At 43.8% G+C, this 761-nt stretch carries 1 protein-coding gene; it reads left to right on the plus strand.

The window, feature by feature from the left end; all coding sequences use genetic code 11:
* On the plus strand, positions 1 to 761 hold a 761-nt coding region (locus tag QYM41_RS17610), incomplete at both ends, for a hypothetical protein (protein WP_368801067.1).

Genomic DNA, 761 nt, shown 5'->3' on the forward strand with positions numbered 1-761 from the left:
TTGTATGCTTTCGTTGGCTCTCTCGGCGGTCAAACTAAAAGCCCATATGGTGAACCGACCGAAATCACTATCAGCAATGTCGCGCTGAATTTTAATAAAACTCTCGACCTGTCGAAAGACGGCGTATTAATTTGTAACGATGATTTGCGTATGGGATTACTCCCGTATTATGAGAAACAAAATACGCTTATTGTCGAAAACGATATTAATATGGTGGTGTGGGGTTTTAACTCCCGTTCGGTTAAAACTATTTCCGCGCCTGACGACAAGACGAAAGAAAGCGCCGAAAGTTATTTACGTAAAATTATCGACGGCGATATTTCCGTTATCGGTGAAAACCCGTTCTTTGAAGGTGTGCGCGTCCAGACGGCGGTTAATGCTGGCGGCGTAACTATTCAGTCGATGATTGAATATCACCAGTATTTGACCGCGAAAATGTATAATGAGGTTGGTTTAGCCGCCAATTTCAACATGAAACGCGAACGTCTTATTTCCAGCGAACTCGACCAGTCGGAAGATTCTTTATTCCCTATGGTCTATAATATGATGGCAAACCGTATCAGCGGAATTGAGGCCATTAATAAAATGTTCGGTCTGGAAATCATCGTTGATTTCGGCTCTGTATGGGCTTTGAAAAATAAAGAGCTGGTAGATGGAAATCCCGACAATAACGAACCACAAAAGCCCGATAGTGATTCTGACGTTTCGACTGATGAACAACCGCAACAACCGACCGCCGGAAATGAACCGGAGCAGGAAGG

Source organism: Kocuria oxytropis (genome assembly GCF_040981195.1).
GTDB lineage: Bacteria > Actinomycetota > Actinomycetes > Actinomycetales > Micrococcaceae > Kocuria > Kocuria oxytropis.